This window comes from Rhizobacter sp. P2_G4, from assembly GCF_056403575.1.
The window spans coordinates 79000-105096 of record NZ_JBFUFG010000011.1 but is presented as its reverse complement, the minus strand read 5'-3'; the positions used below and the strand labels follow the sequence as shown (position 1 = coordinate 105096).

The following is a 26097-nucleotide window of genomic DNA, read 5'->3' as shown; positions in this document are numbered from 1 at the left end:
GCACGACCCGTCAGGGGCCCGTAACCTGGCAATTTCCGCCGATCACGAACTCGGGTTACGGCTACCTGTGGTTCACGGGGCAGATGACCGGCCAGCCTATCGCCTACGGCCTCGGCTATGGCGGGCAGTTCGCGCTGTTCGCACCGGGCTTGCGGCTGGCGATCGCCACGACCGCCGCGCCTCCGCTGCTGGCCGCCGACATCCCGCAGCAGATGAGCGGCATCACCGCGTTGATGGCCCGGCTGGTAGCGACAGTCACCTAGACAAGCAGAGCAGCCGCTGCACTCGCGCTGCCGTCGAGCATGCGATGGGACTGAGCCGACCGGCTCGTCATCCCGATGGGCCGGCTCGACGTGAACAGCAGCGGCATCACCATCGGTGCCGTTTGGCATGTCAGGCACGGCTGGGCAGTTCAACCGTGGTATGCCTAAGGCCCACGTAGACTGGCACACGGCTTGAGGACCTGCCTACCGTCGAGACAATTGGCATTGCTCTCGATAGTGCTCAAGAAGCTGTCAGCTCAGCCCTGCCCACAACAGCGAATCGAATCCAGAAAACGACATGACCAGCATCCAACAACGTGCCGAACTCCAACGCCGCATTTGGCAAATCGCCAACGATGTCCGTGGTGCCGTGGACGGCTGGGACTTCAAGCAATACGTGCTTGGCGCCCTGTTCTACCGCTTCATCAGCGAAAACTTCGCGGCCTACATCGAAGGCGGTGACGACAGCGTTCGCTACGTGGGGCTTTCCGATGAGGTCATCACACCTGAGATCCGGGACGACGCCGTCAAGACCAAGGGCTACTTCATCTTCCCCAGTCAGCTGTTTGCCAACGTGGCCGCCAGCGCCAACACCAACGAGAGCCTGAACACCGCCTTGGCCGCCATCTTTTCTGCCATTGAAGGCTCCGCCCTGGGTTACCCGTCGGAGCGTGACATCCGAGGTCTGTTTGCCGACTTCGACACCACCAGCAACCGCCTGGGCAACACGGTCAAAGACAAGAATGCTCGACTGGCGGCCGTGCTCAAAGGCGTTGCCGAGCTGGACTTTGGCCACTTCGACGACAGCCACATTGACCTGTTTGGCGACGCCTACGAGTTCCTCATCTCCAACTACGCGGCCAACGCAGGCAAGTCGGGCGGCGAATTCTTCACGCCGCAGCATGTGTCGAAGTTGATTGCCCAGCTCGCCATGCACAAGCAGACCAGCGTCAACAAGATCTACGACCCGGCCTGCGGCTCCGGCTCGTTGCTGCTGCAAGCCAAGAAGCACTTCGACGCACACATCATCGAAGACGGTTTTTTTGGGCAAGAGCTCAACCACACCACCTACAACCTGGCGCGGATGAACATGTTCCTGCACAACGTCAACTACGACAAGTTCAACATCCAGCTGGGCGACACCCTGGCCGAGCCTCACTTCGGCGACGAGAAGCCTTTCGACGCCATCGTCTCCAACCCGCCGTACTCGGTGAAGTGGAAAGGCTCAGACGACCCCACCCTCATCAACGACGACCGCTTTGCCCCGGCCGGTGTGCTCGCGCCCAAATCCAAGGCGGACTTTGCCTTTGTGCTGCACGCGCTGAGCTACCTCTCAGCCAAGGGCCGCGCTGCCATCGTCTGCTTCCCCGGCATCTTCTACCGCGGCGGGGCCGAGCAGAAGATTCGCCAGTACCTCGTGGACAACAACTATGTGGAAACGGTGATTTCGCTGGCACCCAACTTGTTTTATGGCACCACCATCGCCGTGAACGTGCTGGTGCTGTCCAAACACAAGACCGACACCACCACCCAGTTCATTGATGCCAGCGGCTTGTTCAAGAAGGAAACGAACAACAACGTACTGCTGGACGGGCACGTCGAACAGATCATGGCGGCGTTCGACAACAAGGCGAATGTGGATCACTTCGCCAAGTCTGTTTCTTTCGAGAATGTGGTTGCCAACGACTACAACCTGTCGGTCAGCAGTTATGTCGACGCCAAGGACACCCGCGAGGTGGTGGACATTGCCGCGCTCAATGCTGCCCTGAAGACCACGGTTGCCAGGATCAATCAACTTCGAAAAGAGATTGATGCGATCGTGGCTGAGCTTGAAGGCGAGGAGTTGGAGGCATGAGCAGCGTTGCCTTTATAGACAAGCTGCTGGATGGCGCAGGAGTCGAATGGCGACCTTTGGAGCAGATTGCCAAGATAAAACACGGAAAAGATTGGAAAGGCTTGAATTCCGGTGATGTTCCCGTCTATGGCTCGGGCGGAATCATGGGGTATGTTGATGAATATTTATATGAAAAACCGACCGTATTGATTCCTCGTAAAGGCTCGATCGCAAATGTCTTTTACGTTGAAACTCCATTTTGGAACGTCGATACCATCTACTACACGGATATCGACGCTTCCAAAGTTATTCCGAAGTATTTATATCATTTCATAAAAACTGTTGATTTGATGTCGCTCGACACAGGGTCAGGAAGGCCAAGCCTGACTCAGGCAATTTTGAATAATATTCTTATCCCCATCCCCTGCCCGGAACACCCAAAAAGATCGCTTGAAATCCAAGCGGAAATCACCCGAATTCTGGACCTCTTCACCGAGCTGACCGCCGAGCTGACTACCGAATATAGGGCCCGAAAGAAACAGTACAAGCACTACCGCGACCAGTTGTTGCGCTTTGGAGAAGCAGACGTTGAATGGAAGGCGCTGGGCGAGATTGGCGAATTTATTCGCGGTAGGCGCTTCACCAAGGCTGATTATGTTGAGGGCGGAATCAGCGCTATTCACTACGGCGATATATACACCCGATACGGCGTCTTTACGGATCAAGCTTTCTCTCAGGTGAGACGCGATCTGGCCGATTCACTGCGCTATGCGGAGCCAGGTGATGTTGTGATGGCCGGTGTCGGGGAGACTGTTGAAGATGTTGGCAAGGCTGTTGCCTGGGTTGGACGTGGAAAGGTCGCCATTCACGATGACAGTTATGCCTTTCGTCATCCGATGAATCCGAAGTTTGTTTCCTATGTGATGCAAACAAGCGCATTCATAGATGAGAAGGCGAAACATGTTTCTCGCGGGAAGGTCAATAGATTGCTGATTAGTGGAATGGAGAAGGTGAGAATACCGATTCCATACCCAGGCGACACAAAGAAGTCTCTCGCCGAACAAGCACGCATCGTCTCCATCCTCGATAAATTCGACGCCCTGACCAACTCCATCAGCGCAGGCCTGCCACGCGAAATCGAGCTTCGCCAAAAGCAGTACGAGCATTACCGCGATCTGCTGTTGAGCTTCCCAAGGCCGGAAGAGGTAGCGGCCTGACATGAGTAAGACGCTGACCGAAATCGCCCAGCAGCTGAGTGATGCCAACAAGAAGGCTCAACTGATCTATGCCTTCAACGGCACCGGCAAAACACTCCTCTCGCGTGAGTTCAAACAGCTGATCGCCCCCAAAACCGACGGCGGTGAAGACGCTGATCAGCCCGAGCTATCGCGCAACAAAATCCTGTATTACAACGCCTTCACCGAGGACTTGTTTTACTGGGATAACGATTTGGAGCTGGACGCTGAGCACAAGCTGAAAATCCAACCAAATTCGTTTACCGACTGGGTTCTGAAGGATCAAGGGCAAGATCAAAACATCATCACGACCTTTCAGCGTTACACCAACGACAAGCTCACACCGCGATTTAATGTAGAGCGAAAAGAGAAAGACAAAGACGATAAAGAGATCACCATCAAAGCCTTCTCGGAAGTCACCTTTTCGATGGAGCGCGGTGATGCAACGCACTCGGGGAATCTGAAAATCTCAAAGGGTGAGGAAAGCAATTTCATTTGGAGTATTTTCTACACGCTGCTTGAGCTGGCCATTGAGGCTCTAAATGCTCCCGAGCCTGCCGATCGTGAGTCCAACGAGTTCGATCAGTTGGAGTATGTATTCATTGACGACCCAGTGAGCTCGCTGGATGAGAACCATTTGATCCAATTGGCGGTGGACCTCGCGCAGTTGATCAAAGCAAGCGAGTCTGAAGTCAAGTTCATCATCACCACCCACAATCCACTTTTCTATAACGTCTTGTACAACGAGCTGAACAGTGACGACGGCATCTACAAGAAGAAGAGTTTTGGCAAATATCGGATGACAAAATTCGAAGACGGAACCTATGAGCTGATCCCCCAGCCCAATGATTCGCCGTTTTCGTATCACCTCTACTTGAAGTCCGAGCTTGAGAAGGCCATTGCAAGCGGTCAGATTAGCAAATATCACTTCAACTTTCTGAGAAATATCTTGGAAAAGACCTCTACTTTTCTTGGTTACAAGAGGTGGGGCGACTTATTGCCGAAAGCAGATGACGGCAAGACCAATCCATATGAGACGCGAATAATCAATTTCTCCAGTCATTCGAAGCACGCGGGCGAAGAAGTGGTCGATCTCACTGAAGACGACAAACGTGTTCTGGTTTTTTTGGTTCGGCAGGTCAGCGAGATGTATCGCTTTGGTCCAGGCGCTGGTTAATTCACTTTCGGTAAGTGAGTTCTATTTGACGTGAAGGTATGAGCAAGATCACCCACCACACCGATTACCGCCAAGCACTGGCGGCCATCAAACAGCGCATTCAAGCCTCGCAAACCCGCGCGGTGCTGGCGGTGAATGCCGAGCTGCTGGGCCTGTACTGGGACATTGGCCGGCAGTTGGACGCCTGGCAGCGCGAACGCGCCTGGGGCTCGGCGGTGGTGGAGCAGATGGCGCTGGACCTGCAAGCCAGCTACCCCGGCATGAAGGGCTTCTCGCGCACCAGCCTGTTTGCCATGCGGCAGTTCTATGCCTTCTTCAGCCCTCAGTTCGAAGTTGTCCCACAGCCCGTGGGACAAATGCCCTGGGGGCATGTGYGTACCTTGCTGGCCAAGGTCAAGTCAGTGGATCTGGTGTTGCTGTACGTGCAGGCCTGCATCGAGCACGGCTGGAGCCGCACGGTGCTGGAGTGGCAGATTGAGCAGCGCTTCCATGAGCGTGCGGGCCAGGCGGTGGGCAATTTTTTCAAGACCCTGCCTGCACCCCAGTCAGAGCTGGTGCAGCAAAGCCTGAAAGACCCGTATGTGTTTGACTTCCTGACCCTCGCGCCGCAGGCCGTGGAACGCGACATCGAGAACCAGTTGGTGGCGCAGATCACCCGGTTTTTGCTGGAGCTGGGCAAGGGCTTTGCCTTCCTCGGGCGGCAGTACCCGTTGGCGGTGAATGGCAAAGACTACTTTCTGGATTTGCTGTTCTATCACGCACGCCTGAAGTGCTACGTGGTGATTGAGCTGAAGGCTGGCGCGTTCAAACCCGAATATGTTGGCAAACTCAATTTCTACCTGTCGGCGGTGGACGACCAGCTGCGAGCCGAAGGTGACCAGCCCACCATCGGCCTGATCCTGTGCAAAGACAAGGACAAGCTGGACGTGGAGTACGCCCTGCGCGACATCAACAAACCGATGGGCGTGAGCTCGTTCATCACCAAAGACATTCCCTTGTCGGTGCAGTCGCAGTTGCCGACCGTGGAGGAGATCGAGACTGAGCTGACCGCGCTGTTTCAGGACGATGAGAGCAAGCCTCATGAGTGACTACAAGACCATTGCCGAATCCAGGAACTTCATCGTTCTGGACAGGTACACCAAGGATTGGCAGGTTAATGAGAGCTACCAGAGCGAAGGTGATCTGGAGCGTGAGTTCATTCAGGATCTCATTCGCCAGGGCTATGAGGCGCCGCGGGGCCTGAACACGCCCGAGGCCTTGTTGGCCAACGTGCGCGTGCAGCTGCAAGCGCTCAACAACGTGCCGTTTGCAGACGCCGAGTGGCAGCGCTTTGTGGAGACCTGGCTGGACAAGCCCAGCGATGGCATCGCCGAGAAAACCCGCAAGATCCACGACGATTTTGTTCATGACTTCGTGTTTGACGATGGGCACATCCAGAACATCTACTTGCTGGACAAAAAGAACATCGCCCGCAACAAGGTGCAGGTGATCAAGCAGTTCGGGCAGGCTGGAACGCACGCCAACCGCTATGACGTGACCATCTTGGTCAACGGCCTGCCTCTGGTACAGGTGGAGTTGAAGAAGCGCGGTGTGGCCATTCGCGAAGCGTTCAACCAGGTGCACCGCTACAGCAAGGAGAGCTTCAACAGTGCGCAGTCCTTGTTCAAGTATCTGCAGCTGTTCGTGATCTCCAACGGCACCGACAGCCGTTACTTTGCCAACACCACCCAGCGCAACAAGAACAGCTTCGACTTCACCATGAACTGGGCGAAGGCCGACAACAGCCTCATCAAAGACCTGAAAGACTTCACCGCCACCWTCTTCCAGAAAGACACGCTGCTGAAGGTGCTGCTGCGCTACTCGGTCTTCGATACGAGCGACACGCTGCTGGTGATGCGCCCGTACCAGATTGCCGCCACCGAGCGCATTCTGTGGAAGATCAACAGCGCCTATCAGGCCAAGAGCTGGTGCACGCTGGAGGGCGGCGGTTTCATCTGGCACACCACGGGTTCGGGCAAGACACTGACCAGTTTCAAAGCGGCGCGTTTGGCCACCGAGCTGGATTTCATCGACAAGGTTTTCTTCGTGGTGGACCGCAAGGATCTGGACTACCAGACCATGAAGGAATACCAGCGCTTTTCACCAGACAGCGTGAACGGGTCGGACAGCACCGCCGGCCTCAAGCGCAACCTGGACAAGGATGACAACAAGATCATCGTCACCACCATCCAGAAGCTCAACAACCTGATGAAGAACGAGGCTGACCTGCCCATCTACGGCAAGCAGGTGGTCTTCATTTTTGATGAGTGCCACCGCAGCCAGTTTGGTGAAGCACAGAAGAACTTGAAGAAGAAGTTCAAGAAGTTCTACCAGTTTGGCTTCACCGGCACGCCGATCTTGCCGCAGAACGCCCTCGGCGCGGACACCACCGCCAGTGTCTTTGGCCGTGAGCTGCATTCGTACGTGATCACCGATGCGATTCGCGATGAGAAGGTGCTGAAGTTCAAGGTGGACTACAACGATGTGCGCCCGCGGTTCAAGGCCATTGAAACAGAGCAGGACGAGGAGAAGCTCAGCGCTGCAGAGAACAAGCAGGCCTTGTTGCACTCCGACCGCATCTCTGAGATCACCCAGTACATCCTGAACAACTTCCGGCAGAAAACCCATCGCCTGCAGTCGGGTGGCAGAGGTTTCAACGCCATGTTTGCGGTGAGCAGCGTTGATGCCGCCAAGTTGTACTACGAGGCTTTCAAGGCGCTACAGAAGGACAGCGACAAACCCCTGAAAGTGGCCACCATCTTCTCGTTTGCAGCTAACGAAGAACAAGACGCAGTGGGCGAGATCCAGGACGAGAGCTTTGACGTGTCAGCCATGAACAGCAGCGCCAAGGAGTTCCTGAGCGCGGCCATCGCAGACTACAACGCGCTGTTCAAGACGAACTTCAGTGTCGATAGCAACGGCTTTCAGAATTACTACCGCGACCTGGCCAAACAGGTCAAGGCCAGGGAGATCGATCTGCTGATCGTGGTGGGCATGTTCCTGACCGGCTTTGATGCCCCCATGCTGAACACCTTGTTCGTGGACAAGAACATGCGCTACCACGGCCTGCTCCAGGCCTACTCGCGCACCAACCGCATCTTTGACGCCACCAAGACGTTCGGCAACATCGTGACGTTTCGCGATCTGGAGCAGGCGACGATCGATGCCATCACCTTGTTCGGCGACAAGAACACCAAGAACGTGGTGCTGGAGAAGAGCTACAAGGAGTACATGGACGGCTTCACCGATGTGGTGACTGGTGAAGCGCGGCGCGGCTTTGTGGATGTGGTGAAAGAGCTGGAGCACCGCTTTCCTGACCCTGCAGCCATCGAAAAGGAGGCTGACAAGAAGGCCTTCGCAAAGCTGTTTGGCGAATATTTGCGCGTTGAGCATGTGCTGCAAAACTACGACGAATTTGCCAGCCTGAAGGCCTTGCAGAGCGTGGACATGAATGACCCGGCGGCGGTGGAGGCATTCAAGGCCAAGCACTACCTCGACGATGGTGCACTGGCCGCTTTGCGAGAGATCCACATTCCTTCTGAGCGAAAGATTCAGGACTACCGCTCAACCTACAACGACGTTCGGGACTGGTTGCGGCGGGAGAAGTCTTCAGACGAAAAGGAGAAGTCCACCATCGACTGGGACGACGTGATCTTTGAGGTCGACCTGCTGAAGTCCCAAGAAATCAACCTCGACTACATCCTGGAACTGATTTTTGAAAACAACAGGAAGGTCAAAGACAAGGCCGTGTTGGTGGAAGATGTGCGTCGGGTAATACGCGCCAGCTTGGGCAACCGTGCCAAGGAAGGCTTGCTGGTCGACTTCATCAACCAGACTGACTTGGACCAGATGGGTGATAAAGCCAGTGTGATCGCCGCCTTCTTCGCCTTTGCTCAAGCAGAACTACAGCGAGAGGCGCAAGAGCTGATCAACGCCGAGAGCCTGAATGCGGAAGCGGCCAAGCGCTATATCACCACGTCGCTGAAACGGGAGTTTGCAAGTGACAACGGCACGGAGCTCAATGCTGTTCTTCCGAAGATGAGTCCGCTGAATCCTCAGTACTTGACCAAGAAGCAGAGCGTGTTTCGAAAACTCGCTGCCTTCGTAGAGAAGTTCAAAGGCGTGGGTGGGCGGGTTTGACCACAATCCAGACGGCTACCCCTGACCTCACCCCTGGTGATCCAACCCCGCAATGAAGATCGAGAACACGTGGTGGCCGATCTTCAGCGGGTCGTCCTTGCCGACGATGTCCCATGCGTTCGATCGGTCGGCCATCACGGTGGCCAGGCCGTGGCAGGCGGTCCACGCGGCGAGCGTGGCGGAGCGCACGAGCTTCAGGTCGGCATTGCGGTGGCTGAGGTAGTCGCCGACGCAGGTTTCGAGGATGCCGTATGAGCGTGTCGCGGCCTGTTCGAGTTCTGGGAACTGCGCCTTTGCGGGCACCTCGGCGCCGAACATCACGCGGTACAGCGCGGGGTGCCCCATCGAGAAGCGCAGGTGGGCCAGCATCACGCTGAGCAACCTGTCGCGCGGGTCTTGCAGGTCGCGCAGCGCGCGGATGCGCGTCTCGAACATGAGGCGAAAGCCTTGCGTGGCAATGGCAGCCAGGTAGCCGACCTTGCCGTCGAAGTGGTGCAGCGGCGCGGCTTGCGATACGCCCACATCGCGTGCGGCCTGGCGCAGGCTCAGGGCGTCGAAGCCCTGCGTGTCCAGGATCTCGATGCCGCGCATGACGAGTGCATCGCGCAGGTTGCCGTGGTGGTAGCTGCCGCGTGCTGGCACGCCCTGCGCGAGCGTCTTCTGCGCTGGCTGCACTGACGCCTGGGGTTCTGTCGCCTCCGCGCTGTCGGCGGCCGGCGTGGCTGCGGGTCGGGCGGCACGTTTCATGGCAGCGTCTTCTCGGTGTTGAAGTCCGCCAGGTGGCGGATCAGCTCGGCCGCCAGTTTGGGCAAGGGCACGTGCGCGCGGTGGACGATCTTGGTCTCGCGCTTGGCCCACTCGTCGCTCAGGCCCACGATCTGCAGCTTCAGCGTGCGCGCATGCCGCAGCGCCGATGAGCGCGGGATGATGCCGATGCCCACGCCGGCCTCCACCAGCAGGCAGATGGATTCGAAGCTGCTCACCTGGATGCGGAACTCGAGGTTGCGGCCGATGGCGCGCGCCAGCGGTGGCAAGAAGCCGGCCAGCGCGCTGCCTTCGGCAAGCGAGATGTGGTGCTCGTCGAGCGTCTGCACGAAGCTCGTTTGCTCGCCCTGCGCCGCCAGCGGGTGGCCTTGCGGCACGACCACCACCAGCTCGTCGCCCACGAAGTCGTGCACCTCCAGGCCTTCGGTGTCGACGTTGCCGGCCACGAGGCCGATGTCAGCATGCGCCTCGTTGATGGCGATGATGATCTCGTGGCTCAGGCGCTCGTGCAGGTCGATGCTCACGTCGCTGTGGCGCGCCAAGAAGCTCGCCAGCGCGGCCGGCAGTGCGCCGCCGATGGAGGTGGTGTTGGCGAGGATGCGCACATGCCCCTTGATACCGCTCGCGTACTCGCGCAGGTCGACCTTCAGGTGCTCCACCTGCTGCAGCACCAGCCGCGCGTGGTGCAGCATGGCCTCGCCGGCGGGGTTGAGCTCCACACCCTGAGGCTTGCGGTAGAAGAGCTTGGCGCCGATGTTGTCTTCGAGCTGCTTGATGCGGGTGCTCGCCGCAGCCAGCGAAATGCAGGCACGCTCGGCGCCCTTGCGCAGGTTGGATTCTTCGGCCACATAGACGAAGAGCCGGAGGTCGAGCAGGTCGAAATGCATGGTGGTCGATTGTGCGGCAGGCCTCGCCTCATCATCCGCCCCCACCACGCCCGGGCGAACACCCCCTTCGGCAAATACAGATGGCGCCGCGTGTGAGCGGCGGCCATGCTGGGCACAGTCGGAATCTCCGGCTCCCGGCCACCCGGGCACAAGAAGAGGTTTGAATCCGTTCGGGCTGAGCCTGTCGAAGCCGGCGATGTGCACGGCGCACCCTTCGACAGGCTCAGGGCGAACGGGGTTGGGGCCCAAGCGGGCCGGGGTGGGGCCCAAGCGAGCGGAGGTGGGCTGAGGCGAGCGGAGTTGGGCTGAGGTTCGTCGCTAACCAAGAAAGAGGAGACAAACATGACACATCGATCTTTCGCACGGCGCCGTGCGCTGGGCCTGCTGGCTGCGCTGGCTTCTGTCACCGCGGTGCCGGCGTGGGCCCAAGCGCCTGCCGGCGCGACCGTTCGGCTGGTCGTCGGCTATGCCGCGGGCGGGCCGGTGGACACGGCGGCGCGGCAGTTCTCGCCGTTGCTCGCCCGTGAGCTGGGCAGTACCGTGATCGTCGACAACCGGCCCGGCGCGGCCGGCCTGCTGGGCGCAGAGATGGTGTCCAAGTCGCCGGCCGATGGCAGCACGCTGTACTTCGGCGCCAGCCCCACGCTCACCATCAGCCCGCATGTGCTGAAGACGATGACGCTCGACCCCGCCAAAGACCTGACGCCGGTGGCGCCGGTGCTCAGCTATGCCAACGCGCTGGTCGTCAACAAGGAGCTTCCGGTCAAGTCTTTGCAGGAGCTGATCGCCTATGCCAAGGCCAACCCGGCCAAGGTGTTCTACGGTTCGGCCGGCATGGGCGCGTCCAACCACCTGAGCGGCGAGCTGTTCGCCAAACAATCGGGCACGCAGCTCACGCACGTGCCGTACAAGGGCAACGCGCCGGCCATGACCGACGTGATCGGCGGCCAGCTGACGATGATGTTCGACATCGTGAGCACCGCGCGCAACTACCAGCAGTCGGGCCGCGTGCGGGTGCTGGCCGTCACCTCGCGCGGGCGCAACCCGTCGATGCCCGAGGTGCCCACCATGCGTGAGTCCGGCCTGCCGGGCTACGAGGTGATCGGCTGGTATGGCGTGTACGGCCCGGCGGGCATGGTGGCCGGGCCGGTGAAGCAGCTCAACGCCGCCGTCAACCGCGCGCTCGCCGATGAAGGCTTGCGCAAGCAATGGGCCGAGCAGGGCTACGAGCCCTGGGCAGGCGACGCGGCGAAGCTGGCGGCGCAGCAGCGCAGCGACTTCGAGATGTGGCGCGGCGTGACGGCCGGTATGAAGTTCGAGTGAGGGGCGGCCGGCATGCGGCGCATCCATGAAGCCTTCGACGCGTGGCGCGAGCGCGAGCCGGCGCGGCCGTTCCTGCACCTCAGCGACCGAGACGTTGATTTCGCAACGCTGGGCACGCTGGTCGATGCCCTGGAGCACGAGCTGCGCGCAGACGGCGTGCGCACCGGCGACCGCGTGCTCGTCGTGGCGGAGAACTGCCCCGAGCACGTGGCGTTGATCTTGGCCTGCAGCCGCGTGGGCGCCTGGTCTTGCGGCGTGAACGCGCGCATGGCGCCGGGCGAGGTGGCGGCCTTTGCGGCCAAGGCCGATGCGCGGCGGCTGTACTTCACCTCGGCAGTGTCGGCCGCGGCAGCGCGCCATGCCGAGCGCCACCACGCCACCGATGCATCGGTGCCGGGCCTCGCGCACAGCGCGTTGCGCGAAGAAGCGCGCGCCGCGACCGGTGAACTGGCCGAACGCGTGGCGGCCATCATCTTCACCTCGGGCACCACCGGCGTGCCGAAGGGCGTGATGGTCACGCACGATGGGTTGCTGCACTTCGGGCGGGTGTCGGCCCAGTCACGCCGGCTCGGGCCGCAAGACCGCTCGTATGCGTACCTGCCGATGACCCACATCTTCGGGCTGGGCACGGTGCTGATGGCCTCGCTGCACGCCGGCGCGAGCCTGGTGATGCGCAGCCAGTTCGATGCGGCCGATGTGCTGGATGCGCTGGCGCACCACCGGGTGTCGCAGCTGCAGGGGCCGCCCACGCTGTTTGCTCGGCTGCTGGCATACCTGGACGACCAGGGCATCGCGCGGCCCGAGGCACCGGCGCTGCGTTATGTCTACACCGGCGCGGGCCCGCTCGACCTGCCGCTCAAGCAGCAGGTGGAGGCGCGCTTTGCGCAGCCGCTGCACCACGGCTATGGCCTGTCGGAATACGCAGGCTCGGTGCACGTGACAGCGCTCGGCCAGCACCGCACCGACACGTCGGCCGGCAGCCGGGTCGAAGGTGCCGAGCTGTGCATCGTCGGGTCCGATGGTGCCGAGCTGCCGGCCGTTGAGCGTGGCGAGATCTGGCTGCGCGGGCGCGGGCTGATGGCGGGCTACTTTCGCGACGAGGCCGCCACCGCTGCGGTGATGAAGCCCGGCGGCTGGTACGCGAGCGGCGACCTCGGCTACGTCGATGCCGACGGCGCGCTGTTCGTGGTGGGGCGGCTGAAGGAAATGATCATCCGCTCGGGCTTCAACGTATACCCCGGCGAGGTGGAGGCGGCGCTGCAGGCGTTTGCGTCCATCCGCGGCGCCGCGGTGGCGGGCCGCCCGGAGCGCGATGGCAATGAAGAGGTGGTGGCGTTCGTGACGCTCAAGCCCGGCTGCACGCTCGACCGCGCCGCGCTCGACGCCCACCTGCGCGAGCAGCTGGCGCCCTACAAGCGGCCGGCGCGCATCGAGGTGGTCGATGCCTTTCCGATGACGCACAGCGGCAAGGTGCTCAAGCGCGAGCTGTTGGCTCTATTGCCGCCACTGGCGATGCTGCCACCGTGAACACCCCCTTCGGCATTCGCGAATTGCGCGATGGCCGCGGCATGGCCATGCTGTGGGCATGAACGCATCAAACTCACCCCGCCCGCTGGACGGCATCACCGTGCTGGCGCTCGAACACGCGGTGGCCGCGCCGGTGTGCACGCGCCACCTGGCCGACCAGGGCGCGCGTGTCATCAAGATCGAGCGGCCCGGCGTGGGCGACTTCGCGCGCAGCTACGACCAGCGCGTGGGCGGCCAGTCGTCTTACTTCGTGTGGGCCAACCGCTCGAAGGAAAGCCTCACGCTGGACGTGAAGCACGCGCAGGCGCAGCCCATTCTCGAAGCGCTGCTGGAGCGTGCCGACGTGCTGGTGCAGAACCTCGCGCCGGGCGCCGCGGCGCGCCTGGGCCTGTCGTACGAAGCGCTGGCCGCCGCGCACCCGCGCCTGGTGGTGTGCGACATCTCCGGCTACGGCGACGACGGTCCCTACCGCGACAAGAAGGCCTACGACCTGATGGTGCAGGCCGAGGCCGGCTTGCTGTCTGCAACAGGCAACGGCGACTCGATTGCCCGCGCGGGTTTCTCGGCGGCGGACGTGAGTGCGGGCATGTATGCGTACTCGTCCATCCTCTCGGCGCTGCTGCTGCGCGAGCGCACCGGCACCGGCTCGCGCGTCGACGTGGCGATGCTGGAGACGCTCACCGAATGGATGGGCAATCCGATGTACTACGCCTTTAACGGCCAGCCGCCGGCACCGCGGACTGGTGCCTCGCACCCGAGCATCGCGCCCTATGGCCCGCTCACGCTGGACGACGGCCACACGCTGCTGCTGGGCGTGCAGAACGAACGCGAGTGGCAGCGCTTCTGCAACGAGGTGCTGGGCGAGCCGGGCCTGGCGCAGGACCCGCGCTTCAACAGCAACACGCAGCGCACCGCCAACCGCGCGGTGCTAGACGACAAGCTCGCCGCCAGCTTTGCCGGTGTGGGGGTTGAAGAGGCCGAGGCTCGGCTCGACCGCGCCGGCATTGCCAACGCACGCGTCAACAGCACGGCCTCGCTGTGGCAGCACCCGCAGCTGCAGGCGCGCCGCCGCTGGACGGAAGTGGCCACGCCCGCCGGCCCGGTGCCGGCGCTGCTGCCGCCGGCCAGCAACAACCGCTACGCTCCCCGCATGGACGGCGTGCCCGCCCTGGGCCAGCACACCGAGGGCCTGCTCGCCGAGCTGGGCTATTCGTCCACCCAGGTCGGCGCGCTGCGCGATGCCGGCGTGGTGTGATGCCATCCACAACCGACCCCGCTATGACAACTCCTCTCCCCATCGACCCGCAAGGCGGCGTGCTTGCGCGCCACCAGGCCGCCTTGAACGAAGGCCGCTTCCTGATCCAGCGCTGCAGCAGCTGCGGCAAGGCCGTCTACTTCCCACGCGAGCTGTGCCCGCACTGCGGCCACGGCGAGCTGGCGTGGGTGGAGCCCGCAGGCAGCGGCACGGTGTACGCCGTGACCACGGTGCGCCGCAAGCCCGAAGCCGGTGGCGACTACAACGTCTCGCTGATCGACCTGGACGAAGGCGTGCGCCTGATGAGCCGCGTCGACGGCCTGCCCAGCAGCGAGGTTCGCATCGGCCAGCGCGTTCAGGCGCGCGTGGTGCAGCAAGGCGACCAGGGGATGGTGGTGTTCGATGCCGTGGCGGTGGAAGGAGCGCGCGCATGAGCGATCTCAGATCCCTGCGCGGCAGCGCCGCCATTGCCGGCGTGGCGACCTTCGGTTGCGGCGAGGCGCCCGGCTACACCGACATGGAGCTGCTCGCCAACGCGGCACGCGCCGCGGTGGCCGATGCCGGCCTGAAGATGAGCGACATCGACGGCCTGTGCACGGCCAGCGGCGGCGCCACGATGTGGGCGATGCCGGTGGTCGAGTACCTCGGCATCCGCCCGAGCTACATCGACAGCACCATGATCGGCGGCTCCAGCTTCATCGCGCACCTGCTGCCCGCTATGCACGCCTTGCAGTCGGGCCAGTGCAAGGCCGTGCTGGTGTGCTACGGCAGCGCGCAGCGCAGCGCCACCTTCGGCCGGCGCGAAGTGGTGGCCAGCCGCCGCTTCCTTGACCCGCAGCCTTACGAGTCGCCTTACGAGCCGATGCAGCCGCTGTCGGCCTATGCGCTGGCGGCCTCGCGGCACATGCACGAGTTCGGCACGACGCGTCGGCAGCTGGCCGAGGTGGCGGTGGCCGCGCGCGCATGGGCACAGCGCAACCCCGAGGCCTTCATGCGCGGGCCGCTGTCGATCGACGACGTGCTGGGCGCCCGCATGGTGTGCGACCCGCTGACCGTGCGCGACAGCTGCCTCGTGACCGACGGCGGCGGTGCCTACGTGCTGGTGCGTGCCGACCACGCGCGCGACCTGCCGCGCACGCCGGTGTACGTGCTGGGCAACGGCACGGCGGTGTGGAACCGCCAGATCTCATCGATGCACGATCTCACGGCGACGGCCGCGCGCGACTCTGGCCGTGCCGCGTTCGCGATGGCGGGGCTGAGCCCGAAAGACATCGACGTGGTGCAGCTCTACGACGCCTTCACCATCAACGTGCTGTTGTTCCTGGAAGACCTGGGCTTCTGCGCCAAGGGGGAGGGCGGTGCGTTCGTCGAAGGCGGCGCCATCGGCCCCGGTGGCCGGTTGCCGGTCAACACCAATGGTGGCGGCCTCTCGTGCGTGCACCCCGGTATGTACGGCATCTTTGCGCTGATCGAGGCGGTGCGGCAGCTGCGCGGCGAGGGCGGCGAGCGCCAGGTGGCGGGTGTGAAGACGGCGCTCGCGCATGGCAACGGCGGCACGCTGTCGAGCCAGTCGACCGCCGTGCTCGGCCTGGCCGAGGTGCTGTGATGCAGGGCAGCGCTGTGAGCAGCACTCCCTATGCCGATTGGATCGGCCGCAGCGAGACGCGGCACGACACCGCCACGCTCGCACCCATCGCCGCAATGTCGGCCACGCTTGACCGTGATGACGCTCCGCCGCGCGAGGGCGATGCGCTGCCGCCGCTGTGGCACTGGCTGTACTTCTTGCCGCAGCACCGCCACAGCGAGCTCGGCCCCGACGGGCACGCCAAGCTGGGCGGCTTCTTGCCGCCGGTGCCGCTGCCGCGGCGCATGTGGGCGGGGGGGCGCTTGCGCTTTCACCAGCCGGTGCGCGCTGGCGACGCGATCGAACGCGTCTCGCGCATCACCCGCATCAGCAGCAAGCAGGGCCAGTCGGGCGAGCTGGTGTTCGTGACGGTGCAGCACGAGATCCGCACCGCTGGCGGCGTGGCCATCGAGGAAGAGCACGACATCGTCTACCGCGAGGCGCCGCGGCCCGGCGCGCCGATGCCGCCGCCCCAGCCAGCACCGGCCGGCGGTGCGTTCTCGCGCAGCATGGTGCCCGACCCGGTGCTGCTGTTTCGCTACTCGGCACTCACCTTCAACAGCCACCGCATCCACTACGACCGCTCCTACGTCACCGAGGCCGAGGGCTACCCCGGCCTCGTGGTGCATGGCCCGTTGATCGCCACGCTGTTGATGGACCTGCTGCGCCGCGAGCGCCCGCAGGCCCGCGTGACGCACTTCGCCTTCAAGGCGGTGCGGCCGATCTTCGACCTGCACGCCTTCTCCGTGCACGGCCAGCCCGAGGGCGAGCACGGCGTGCAGCTGTGGGCGCGTGACCACGAAGGCTTTCTTGCGATGACCGCCACCGCCGAGATGGCCTGAAATGAAACAACCCCCACGTCGCTTCGCTCCTGCCCCCCGAAGGGGCGGTCAGTGCCTTCGCGCGGCCGGGCGCCACTGAACACCACCGACCATGAAACACGCTCAAGACAACTACCAAGACATCCGCGACGCCGTGCGTTCGCTGTGCGCCGAGTTCCCGGACGAATACCACCGCAAGGTGGACGAGGAGCGCGCCTATCCCGAGGCCTTCGTCGACGCGCTCACGCGTGCCGGCTGGCTGGCCGCGCTCATTCCGCAGGAGTACGGCGGCTCGGGCCTGGGCCTGGCCGAAGCCTCGGTCATCATGGAAGAGATCAACCATGCCGGCGGCAACTCGGGCGCCTGCCATGGCCAGATGTACAACATGGGCACGCTGCTGCGTCACGGCTCGGAGCAGCAGAAGCAGCACTACCTGCCGCGCATTGCGAGCGGCGAATGGCGGCTGCAGTCGATGGGGGTGACCGAGCCCACCACCGGCACCGACACCACGCGCATCAAGACCACGGCGGTGAAGAAAGACGGCCGCTACGTCATCAACGGCCAGAAGGTGTGGATCTCGCGCGTGCAGCATTCCGACTTCATGATCCTGCTGGCGCGCACCACGCCGCTGGCCGACGTGAAGAAGAAGTCCGAGGGCATGTCGATCTTCATGGTCGACCTGAAGCAGGCCATCGGCAAAGGCATGGAAGTGCGGCCCATCCGCAACATGGTCAACCACGAGACCAACGAGCTGTTCTTCGAGAACCTGGAGATCCCCGCCGAGAACCTGATCGGCGAAGAAGGGCGGGGCTTCAAGTACATCCTCGACGGGCTGAACGCCGAGCGCACGCTGATCGCGGCCGAGTGCATCGGCGACGGCCACTGGTTCATCGACCGCATCACCGCCTACGTGAAAGACCGCGTGGTCTTCGGGCGGCCCATCGGCCAGAACCAGGGCGTGCAGTTCCCGATTGCGGAGGCCCATATCGAGATCGAGGCCGCGAGCCTGATGCGCTGGGAAGCCTGCCGCCTGTTCGACGCCCGCCAGCCTTGCGGCGCGCAGGCCAACATGGCCAAGTACCTGGCCGCCAAGGCGAGCTGGGAGGCGGCCAACGCATGCCTGCAGTTCCACGGCGGCTTCGGCTTCGCCAGCGAATACGACGTGGAGCGCAAGTTCCGCGAGACCCGGCTGTACCAGGTGGCGCCGATCTCCACCAACCTGATCCTGAGCTACGTGGCCGAGCATGTGCTCGGGCTGCCGCGCTCGTTCTGAGCGTGAATGACTAACGCCGAAGTGACATGGAGCCATTGAGATGAGCAATCACCCCAGCAAGGTGCTCGCCGAGTTCGCGGCCGGCCTGCGCTTCGACGACATCCCGGCCGCGGTGCTGCGCCGCACCGAAGACCTGTTTCTCGACTGGCTCGGTTCGGTGCTGGCCGGCAAGGGCGCACGGCCGGTGGAAAGCATCGCCACCTTCGCGCGCGCGATGGGCCCGGCCGATGGGCCGAGCGAGCTGCTGATCTCGCGCACGCGCAGCAGCCCGCTGTTTGCAGCGATGGTGAACGCCGCTGCCTCGCATGTCGCCGAGCAGGACGACGTGCACAACGGCTCGGTGTTCCACCCTGCGGCGGTGGTGTTCCCGCCGGTGCTGGCGGTGGCGCAGGCCCTCGGGGCGTCGGGTCGCGATCTGCTTGCGGCCTCTGTGGCTGGTTATGAAGTGGGCATCCGCGTGGGCGAGTTCCTCGGGCGCTCGCACTACAAGATCTTCCACACCACGGCCACCGCCGGCACGCTGGCCGCTGCGGCTGCCGTGGGCCGGCTGCTGGGGCTGGACGCCGCGCAGATGCTGCACGCCTTCGGCTCGGCCGGCACCCAGTCGGCGGGGCTGTGGGAGTTCTTGCGCGACGCGGCCGATTCGAAGCAGCTGCACACGGCCAAGGCCGCCGCCGATGGGCTGATGGCCGCCTACCTGGCGCGCGACGGCTTCACCGGCGCACAGCGCATTCTCGAAGGCCCGCAAGGGCTGGCCGCCGGCATGTCGACCGACGCCGACCCGGCGAAGCTGACCGACCGGCTCGGCCAACGCTGGGCACTGGCTGAGACCTCGTTCAAGTTCCACGCATCGTGCCGCCACACCCACCCGGCCGCTGATGCGCTGCAGCAGGTGATGCGCACGCAGGGCCTGAAGGCCGAGGACATCGAGCGCGTGACGGCCCACGTGCACCAGGGCGCCATCGACGTGCTCGGCCCGGTGGTCGACCCGCAGACCGTGCACCAGAGCAAGTTCTCGATGGGCACGGTGCTCGGGCTGGTCGCGGTATTCGACCGCGCCGGCCTGAGTGAATTCGACGCCCACTACCGCGACCCGCGTGTGGTGGCAGTGCGCGGCAAGGTGCACATGCGCCTGGACGCCGAGGTCGACGGTGCCTACCCGCAGCGCTGGATCGGCAAGGTGGACGTGCTCACCACCGACGGCCGCACGCTGCACGGCCGTGTCGACGAGCCCAAGGGCGACCCCGGCAACACGCTGAGCCGCGACGAGATCGAAGCCAAGGCGCAGCAGCTCGCGGCCTATGGGCGTGGCGCCAGCGAGGCCGAGATGCAGGCGCTGATCGAGCGCGTGTGGCAACTGGCCGACTGGGCGCGCGTGGAGCGCCTGCTGGGATGAACGGCACCCTGGGCGCTTCGAACACCAGCACGCCGCTACCGCGCAGCTACCTGTTCGTCCCCGGCGACCGCCCCGAGCGTTTCGACAAGGCGCTGGCCTCGGGGGCCGATGCGGTGATCCTCGACCTGGAAGACGCCGTGCCGGTCGCCGCGAAAGAAGCTGCTCGACAGGCGGTGGTGAGTTGGCTGAGCGCGCGTACGGCCGCGGCGTCACCGCAGATCGTGGTGCGCATCAACGCCGTCGGCACACCGCAGCACGCGGCCGATGTCGACGCCTGCCGCCACGGCGTGCACGCGGTGGTGCTGCCCAAGAGCGAGCGGGTGGACGATCTGGCCCGGCTGGCCCAAGCGCTGCCCGGCGTGGCGCTCTTGCCGCTGATCGAAACGGCTGTGGGCTTCGCTGCTGCGCTGGAACTGGCGCGGGCACCCGCCGTGCAGCGCCTGGTGTTCGGCAGCATCGACTTTCAGCATGACCTCGGCATCGACGGCGAAGGCGAAGAGCTGCTCTTCTTCCGTTCGCAGCTGGTGCTGTATTCGCGTTTGGCCTTGCTGGCCGCGCCGGTGGATGGCGTCAGCATCGTGCTCGACGACGCTGCACTGATCCACACCGAAGCGCTGCGCGCACGCCGTCTGGGCTTCGGTGCCAAGCTGTGCATTCACCCCAAGCAGATCACGCCGGTGCATGCGGCCTTCGCACCCACGGCGGCCCAGCTCGACTGGGCGCGGCGCGTGATCGCCGCTGCGGATGCAGCGGGAGGCGCCGCCGTGGCACTCGATGGAGCGATGGTCGACCGCCCCGTGATCCTGCGCGCGCAAGCCCTGCTGGACCAGGCGCGCTGAACGCTACGGCCCCCGTGGCGGGGGCCGCTTCTCTTACAGCCCGACCTGCGTCACGAACTTGCTGTTCAGGTACGCGTTGATCGCTTCGCTGCCGCCTTCGGTGCCGTAGCCCGAGTCCTTGATGCCGCCGAACGGCACCTCGGGCAGGGCCAAGCCGAAGTGGTTGATCGAGAGCATGCCGCTTTCGATCTGCGCGCCCAAGGCGGAAGCCGTCTTCAGCGACTTGGTGAAGGCGTACGCCGCCAGGCCGAAAGGCAGGCGGTTGGCTTCGGCGATGACCTCGTCGAAGCTGCTGAACGGCACGATGGGCGCGATGGGGCCGAAGGGCTCTTCGCTCAGGATGCGCGCGTTGGCCGGCACGTCGGTCAGCACGGTGGGCTCGAAGAAGTTGCCTTCGGTGCCGATGCGCTTGCCGCCGAATGCGAGCTTGGCGCCCTTGGCCACAGCGTCGTCGACGAACATCTGCATCGCCTCGACGCGGCGGCTGTTGGCGAGCGGGCCCATGCGCGTCTCTTTGACCAGGCCGTCACCGACCTTGATGCCCGAGGTGGTGGCAACGAAGCCGTCGACGAACTTGGCGTACACCGACTCGTGCACCAGGAAGCGCGTGGGCGACACGCACACCTGCCCGGCATTGCGGAACTTGGCCGAGGCCAGCATCTTCGCGGCGACGGCCACGTCGGCATCGTCGAACACGATGGCCGGAGCGTGGCCGCCGAGCTCCATCGTGATGCGCTTCATGTGCTGGCCGGCGAGTGCCGCGAGCTTCTTGCCCACCGGCGTGGAGCCGGTGAAGGTGATCTTGCGGATAACCGGGTGCGGGATCAGGTATTCAGAGATCTCGGACGGTACACCGAACACCAGGTTCAGCACACCGGCCGGCACGCCGGCATCGGCGTACGCGCGGATCAGCGCGGCGCAGCTGGCGGGCGTTTCTTCCGGCCCCTTCAGGATGACGGAGCAGCCGGCGGCCAGCGCGGCCGAGACCTTGCGCACGGCCTGGTTGATCGGGAAGTTCCACGGCGTGAACGCGGCCACCGGGCCCACGGGCTCGCGCGTCACGAGCTGGCTCACGCCGTCGGCGCGTGCCGGGATGATCTGGCCGTAGGTGCGGCGCGCTTCTTCGGCGAACCAGTCGATGATGTCGCCGGCGGCCGTGGCTTCCATCTTCGATTCGGCCAGCGGCTTGCCTTGCTCGAGCGTCATCAGCTCGGCGATCTCGTCGGCGCGCTGGCGCATCAGCTCGGCGGCCTTGCGCAGCACCTTGTAGCGGTCGTACGGCGAGACGGCCTTCCATTGCTTGAATCCCTTGTCGGCCGCGGCGAGCGCGCGGTCGAGGTCGTCGCGGCCGGCGTGCGCCAGGCGGGCCAGCACTTTGCCGGTGGCGGGGTTGACGATGGGTTCGCTCTTGCCGCTGGTGCCGGCAGTCCACTCGCCGTCGATGAAGAGGGAGACATCTGAATACATGGGGTTCCTTGAGCTGGCTGAATGGGGTGGTGCATGCGAACGCAGCACCGAAGGCCACATTTTGAGGCCGATCGAGTGACGGCGCATGGGCGAGGCCATTCCGCACTCTGGAACGCCGCAAGGCCATGCGCCGGTATTTGGTTTCTGACCAAGCAAAGCCGATTTGCTTCGTTCTCAACAGACAAGGCACTGCTTACTGTTCGGGACTCAACAGCTAGGGAGCCCGGATTCCATGACGCACGCCATCGATTCATCGCGCCGCAAGGCACTCGTCACCGCGGCCGCTTCGGCGGCAGGCCTGTCGCTCGCAGGCGTGAGTTCGCTGACGCGGGCACAGGCCAAGGGGCAACTGCGCATCGGCTACCAGAAGTACGGCACGCTGACGCTGCTGAAGGCGCGCGGTGACCTGGAGAAGCGCTTGGCGCCGCAAGGCATCGAGGTCAAGTGGACGGAGTTCCCTGCCGGCCCGGTGCTGCTCGAAGGCCTGAACGTCGGCTCGATCGACTTCGGCACCGTCGGCGAAGCGCCGCCCATCTTTGCGCAGGCTGCCGGTGCCGACCTCGTCTACGTGGCCAACCAGCCGCCTGCGCCCAAGGCCGAGGCCATCCTCGTGCCCAAGGATTCGCCGCTCAAGACAGTGGCCGACCTGAAGGGTAAGAAGGTCGCGTTCAACAAGGGCTCGAACGTTCACTTCCTGCTGGTGAAGGCACTGGAGAAAGCGAACGTCAAGTACAGCGAGATCCAGACCGTTTACCTGGCGCCGGCCGATGCGCGGGCAGCCTTCGAGAAAGGCGCGGTCGATGCGTGGGTGATCTGGGACCCGTTCTTCGCGGCCGCCGAGAAGCAGCTGGGCGCACGCATCCTGGCCGACGGCACGGGTCTCGTCGCGAACCACCAGTTCTACCTGGCCTCGCGCAACTATGCGGAGAAGAGCCCGCAGGTCGTGCAGGCCATCATCGACGAGCTGGCCAGGCTCGACGCCTGGGCCACGAAGAACCCGTCTGATGTGGCCAAGTTCCTCGCGCCGCAGATCGGGCTCGATCTTGGCGTCACCGAGGTGGCGGCGAGCCGCTTTGCGTACGGCATTCAGCCGATCTCGGCCAAGGTGGCCGCCGACCAGCAAAAGATTGCTGATGCCTTCTTCGAGCTGAAGCTGATTCCCAAGGCCATCAAGGTGTCCGATGCCTTGCCGGCCACGCTGACCGCAGCGCGTTGATCGCCATGGGTGCGACACGCCGCCAGTTCAGCAGCTTGGTTGTGGGTGCCGCGTTGGCGCTCGCCTTGCCGGCGGGTGCCTGGGCGCAGGCCTCGAATGACCCGGCCCAGCTTCGCATCGGCTTCCAGAAGGCTGCCGTCAACCTCGTGGTCGTCAAGCAGCAAGGCGTGCTGGAGAAGCGCTTCCCTAACACCAAGGTGCAGTGGATCGAGTTCCCGGCCGGGCCGCAGTTGCTCGAGGCTTTGTCGGTCGGTGCGCTGGACTTCGGCCTCACCGGCGACTCGCCGCCCGTGTTCGCGCAGGCGGCCGGCAAGGATCTGCTTTACGTGGGTGCCGAGCCGTCGAAGCCGCTGAGCTCGGCCATCGTCGTGCAGCAAGACTCGAAGCTGCGCACGCTGGCCGATCTGAAGGGCAAGCGCGTTGCGCTGCAGAAGGGATCGAGCGCGCATTACCTGCTGGTGCGTGCGCTCGAGAAGGGCAACCTGAAGTGGGGCGACATCACGCCCATCTACCTGGCTCCGGCTGAAGCACGTGCCGCCTTCGAGAAAGGCGCGGTCGATGCGTGGGTGATCTGGGACCCGTTTTATGCGGCGATCGAGCTGGCGCAGAAGCCTCGCTTGCTGACGACCGGTGAGGGCTTGTCGGGCAACAGCTCGTTCTACCTGGCGTCGCGCCCGTTCACCGAGAAGCACCCGCAGGTGCTGACCGCGCTGTTCGAGGAACTCACGCGCGCTGATGCCTATGTGCAGAGCAACCGCAAGGAGGCCGCGCAGCTGGTGGCCGATTTCAGCGGGCTCAGCCTGGCCACGGTGCACCTCTTCATCTCGCGCCGGCCGAAGTCGCCGGTCGGACCGATCAGCGCGCAGATCGTGGCCGACCAGCAGCGCGTGGCCGATGCGTTCCATCAACTCGATTTGATCCCGCGCCCCGTGAAGGTGGCCGAGATCGTGTGGCAGCCGAAGGCTGCACAACTGGCATCCAAGCAATCACTCGCGCAGAAGTAGACCGCCCATCATGAAAATTCTCTGGTTCATTCCCACCCACGGCGACTCGCGCTACCTCGGCACCAGCCTCGGCGCGCGCACCACGAGCTTCGAGTACTTCAAGCAGATCGCCATCGCGGCCGACAGCCTGGGCTACGAAGGCGTGCTGTTGCCGACAGGCCGCTCCTGCGAAGACTCGTGGGTGGTGGCATCGAGCCTGATCGACGCGACCAAGCAGCTGAAGTTTCTGGTCGCGCTGCGGCCGGGGCTGGTGCAGCCCTCGCAATCGGCGCGCATGGCGGCCACCTTCGACCGCATGTCGGGCGGGCGGCTGCTGGTGAACCTGGTGACCGGTGGTGACGCGGGCGAGCTGGAAGGCGACGGCCTCTTCCTGCCGCATGCCGAGCGCTACAAGCAGTCGACGGAGTTCCTCACCATCTGGCGCGAGCTGCTGGCCAAGAGCCATGACGCCGAAGACTTCGACTTCGAAGGCAAGCACCTGAGCGTGAAGGGCGGCAAGGTGCTTTACCCGCCGATCAACAAGCCGTACCCGCCGGTGTTCTTCGGCGGCTCGTCGGAAGAAGCGCACGAGCTCGCAGCACAGCAGCTCGACACCTACCTCACCTGGGGCGAGCCGCCCGCGGCCGTGGCCGCGAAGGTGGCCGACATTCGCGAGCGTGCCGCCAAGTACGGCCGCACGCTGGAGTTCGGCATCCGCCTGCACGTGATCGTGCGCGAGACCGAAGAGCAGGCCTGGGCCGCAGCCGGCGAGCTGGTGTCGCACCTCGACGAGAAGGTGGTGGCGGCTGCGCAGAAGAAGTTCGGCGAGATGGACTCGGTGGGCCAGCGCCGCATGGCCGAGCTCAACAAGGGCAAGTTCAACAAGGCCAACATCCGCGAAGGCCTGGAGGTGTCGCCCAACCTGTGGGCCGGCGTGGGCCTGGTGCGCGGCGGTGCCGGCACGGCGCTGGTGGGCAACCCGCAGCAGGTGGCCGACCGCATCAAGGAATACGCCGACCTCGGGCTCGAGTACTTCATCCTGTCGGGCTACCCGCACCTGGAAGAAGCGCACCGCTTCGCCGAGCTGGTGTTCCCGCTGCTGCCGCTGAAGCTACGGGACAAGCTCGCCGGCGCCAACCTCACCGGGCCGTTCGGCGAGGTCGTCGCCAACACCTACGTGCCGCGCGTGTCGCAGAGCTGAGCATGGCGAACTCCATCGGTTTGAATTCGCCACTGAAGCGCTTCGCCGCGCATGCGCAGGTGCAGCGCGTGCTGCCGTGGCTGTTCCCGGTCTTCGTGTTGGCGGTGTGGCAGATCTCGTCGCAGGCCGGTTGGCTGTCGACGCGTGTGCTGCCCGAGCCGTGGGCGGTGCTGAAGGCGTTCTGGTCGCTCACCGTATCGGGCGAGATCTGGACGCACGTGGCGACGAGCACCTGGCGCGCGGCCGCGGGCTTCGCCATCGGCGGTGGCCTCGGTCTCTTGCTGGGCTTGCTGACGGGCACCTTCCGGCCGGCCGAGATGCTGCTCGATTCAACGCTGCAGATGGTGCGCAACATCCCTGCGCTGGCGTTGATTCCGCTGGTCATCCTGTGGTTCGGCATCGACGAGTCGGCCAAGCTGTTTTTGGTGGCGCTGGGTGTGTTCTTTCCGATCTACCTGAACACCTTCCACGGCATCCGCTCGGTCGACAAGGGCTTGATCGAGATGGCGCGCAGCTACGGGCTGAGCGGCTGGCGGCTCTACACGCAGGTGATCCTGCCGGGTGCGACGGCGTCCATCCTGGTCGGCGTGCGGTTCTCTCTGGGGCTGACCTGGGTGCTGCTGATCGTGGCCGAGACCATCTCGGCGCAGGCCGGCATCGGCTACATGACGATGAATGCGCGTGAGTTCCTGCAGACCGACGTGGTGCTGGTGGGCATCCTGCTCTACGCGTTGCTCGGCAAGCTGGCCGATCTATTGGCCAAGGGCCTGGAGCGCTGGTGGCTGCGTTGGCACCCGGGCTACCAAGTCGCCGCCAAGACCTGAAATTAATG

22 protein-coding genes are annotated in these 26097 nt (G+C 64.0%); 19 read left to right on the top strand and 3 right to left on the bottom strand.

The genetic code is table 11. The features are described 5' to 3' along the window. Positions 1–83: 83 nt before the first annotated feature. The 6 genes from AC1DYS_RS27095 to AC1DYS_RS27070 all read left to right on the top strand — a co-directional run bounded on the left by AC1DYS_RS27095 (position 84) and on the right by AC1DYS_RS27070 (position 8688). Positions 84–263: a hypothetical protein gene (locus AC1DYS_RS27095; RefSeq protein ID WP_477904669.1), complete on the top strand. Its 180-nt coding sequence runs from the start codon at positions 84–86 to the stop codon at positions 261–263. Positions 264–561: 298 nt separating this feature from the next. After that, positions 562–2118 (top strand): type I restriction-modification system subunit M, encoded by a 1557-nt coding sequence (locus tag AC1DYS_RS27090; RefSeq protein ID WP_477904668.1) that lies wholly within the window; start codon positions 562–564, stop codon positions 2116–2118. After that, positions 2115–3314 carry a restriction endonuclease subunit S gene (locus AC1DYS_RS27085; protein WP_477904667.1) on the top strand — a complete coding sequence of 400 codons (1200 nt, stop codon included), beginning with the start codon at positions 2115–2117 and terminating at the stop codon, positions 3312–3314. Before AC1DYS_RS27090 ends, AC1DYS_RS27085 begins: the two co-directional genes overlap by 4 nt. 1 nt (position 3315) lies before the next feature. Beyond that, a complete protein-coding gene (locus AC1DYS_RS27080; RefSeq protein ID WP_477904666.1) occupies positions 3316–4509 on the top strand; it encodes an AAA family ATPase in 1194 nt (397 codons plus the stop codon). 38 nt (positions 4510–4547) lie between these two features. Further along, entirely contained in the window at positions 4548–5597 is a 1050-nt protein-coding gene (locus AC1DYS_RS27075) for a PDDEXK nuclease domain-containing protein (protein ID WP_477904665.1), read from the top strand. Beyond that, entirely contained in the window at positions 5575–8688 is a 3114-nt protein-coding gene (locus tag AC1DYS_RS27070) for an HsdR family type I site-specific deoxyribonuclease (RefSeq protein ID WP_477904664.1), read from the top strand. The genes AC1DYS_RS27075 and AC1DYS_RS27070 overlap by 23 nt, the downstream gene beginning before the upstream one ends. 27 nt (positions 8689–8715) lie before the next feature. On the opposite strand, the gene AC1DYS_RS27065 is transcribed toward AC1DYS_RS27070, so the two are convergent. Next, on the bottom strand, positions 8716–9435 hold the full coding sequence (locus AC1DYS_RS27065) for a TetR/AcrR family transcriptional regulator (protein ID WP_477904663.1): 720 nt from the start codon (positions 9433–9435) through the stop codon (positions 8716–8718). Beyond that, entirely contained in the window at positions 9432–10340 is a 909-nt protein-coding gene (locus AC1DYS_RS27060; protein ID WP_477904662.1) for a LysR family transcriptional regulator, read from the bottom strand. The genes AC1DYS_RS27065 and AC1DYS_RS27060 overlap by 4 nt, the downstream gene beginning before the upstream one ends. Positions 10341–10682: 342 nt before the next feature. Here AC1DYS_RS27060 and AC1DYS_RS27055 point away from each other — a divergent pair, with 342 nt between their 5' ends. From AC1DYS_RS27055 to AC1DYS_RS27015, 9 genes are all read left to right on the top strand, one after another. Further along, positions 10683–11663, top strand: a complete 981-nt coding sequence (locus AC1DYS_RS27055; protein WP_477904661.1) for a Bug family tripartite tricarboxylate transporter substrate binding protein — start codon at positions 10683–10685, stop codon at positions 11661–11663. 12 nt (positions 11664–11675) lie between these two features. Then, positions 11676–13190, top strand: a complete 1515-nt coding sequence (locus AC1DYS_RS27050) for a class I adenylate-forming enzyme family protein (RefSeq protein WP_477904660.1) — start codon at positions 11676–11678, stop codon at positions 13188–13190. 58 nt (positions 13191–13248) lie between these two features. Then, a complete protein-coding gene (locus tag AC1DYS_RS27045) occupies positions 13249–14445 on the top strand; it encodes a CaiB/BaiF CoA transferase family protein (RefSeq protein WP_477904659.1) in 1197 nt (398 codons plus the stop codon). A gap of 23 nt (positions 14446–14468) precedes the next feature. Further along, positions 14469–14879 carry a Zn-ribbon domain-containing OB-fold protein gene (locus AC1DYS_RS27040; protein WP_477904658.1) on the top strand — a complete coding sequence of 137 codons (411 nt, stop codon included), beginning with the start codon at positions 14469–14471 and terminating at the stop codon, positions 14877–14879. Then, positions 14876–16051, top strand: a complete 1176-nt coding sequence (locus AC1DYS_RS27035; protein WP_477904657.1) for a thiolase family protein — start codon at positions 14876–14878, stop codon at positions 16049–16051. Before AC1DYS_RS27040 ends, AC1DYS_RS27035 begins: the two co-directional genes overlap by 4 nt. After that, a complete protein-coding gene (locus tag AC1DYS_RS27030; protein ID WP_477904656.1) occupies positions 16051–16911 on the top strand; it encodes an HTD2 family dehydratase in 861 nt (286 codons plus the stop codon). The genes AC1DYS_RS27035 and AC1DYS_RS27030 overlap by 1 nt, the downstream gene beginning before the upstream one ends. A gap of 91 nt (positions 16912–17002) precedes the next feature. Next, positions 17003–18163: an acyl-CoA dehydrogenase family protein gene (locus tag AC1DYS_RS27025; protein ID WP_477904655.1), complete on the top strand. Its 1161-nt coding sequence runs from the start codon at positions 17003–17005 to the stop codon at positions 18161–18163. Between the two features lie 40 nt (positions 18164–18203). Continuing rightward, complete coding sequence (locus AC1DYS_RS27020) at positions 18204–19559, top strand: MmgE/PrpD family protein (RefSeq protein ID WP_477904654.1); 1356 nt, start codon at positions 18204–18206, stop codon at positions 19557–19559. Continuing rightward, positions 19556–20398 (top strand): HpcH/HpaI aldolase/citrate lyase family protein, encoded by an 843-nt coding sequence (locus AC1DYS_RS27015; protein WP_477904653.1) that lies wholly within the window; start codon positions 19556–19558, stop codon positions 20396–20398. Before AC1DYS_RS27020 ends, AC1DYS_RS27015 begins: the two co-directional genes overlap by 4 nt. A 33-nt stretch (positions 20399–20431) precedes the next feature. On the opposite strand, the gene AC1DYS_RS27010 is transcribed toward AC1DYS_RS27015, so the two are convergent. Next, positions 20432–21865 carry an NAD-dependent succinate-semialdehyde dehydrogenase gene (locus AC1DYS_RS27010; RefSeq protein ID WP_477904652.1) on the bottom strand — a complete coding sequence of 478 codons (1434 nt, stop codon included), beginning with the start codon at positions 21863–21865 and terminating at the stop codon, positions 20432–20434. Between the two features lie 232 nt (positions 21866–22097). Here AC1DYS_RS27010 and AC1DYS_RS27005 point away from each other — a divergent pair, with 232 nt between their 5' ends. Genes AC1DYS_RS27005 through ssuC form a run of 4 tightly spaced genes read left to right on the top strand, consistent with a single transcriptional unit; the run spans position 22098 to position 26089 of the window. Further along, positions 22098–23081 carry a sulfonate ABC transporter substrate-binding protein gene (locus tag AC1DYS_RS27005; protein ID WP_477904651.1) on the top strand — a complete coding sequence of 328 codons (984 nt, stop codon included), beginning with the start codon at positions 22098–22100 and terminating at the stop codon, positions 23079–23081. A gap of 5 nt (positions 23082–23086) precedes the next feature. Next, on the top strand, positions 23087–24085 hold the full coding sequence (locus AC1DYS_RS27000) for a sulfonate ABC transporter substrate-binding protein (RefSeq protein WP_477904650.1): 999 nt from the start codon (positions 23087–23089) through the stop codon (positions 24083–24085). A 10-nt stretch (positions 24086–24095) separates the two neighbouring features. After that, positions 24096–25265, top strand: a complete 1170-nt coding sequence (gene ssuD / locus AC1DYS_RS26995; protein ID WP_477904649.1) for an FMNH2-dependent alkanesulfonate monooxygenase — start codon at positions 24096–24098, stop codon at positions 25263–25265. 2 nt (positions 25266–25267) lie between these two features. Continuing rightward, the gene (gene ssuC / locus AC1DYS_RS26990) at positions 25268–26089 is read left to right on the top strand and encodes an aliphatic sulfonate ABC transporter permease SsuC (protein WP_477904648.1); all 822 of its coding nucleotides are present in this window, start codon (positions 25268–25270) and stop codon (positions 26087–26089) included. Positions 26090–26097 lie beyond the last annotated feature (8 nt).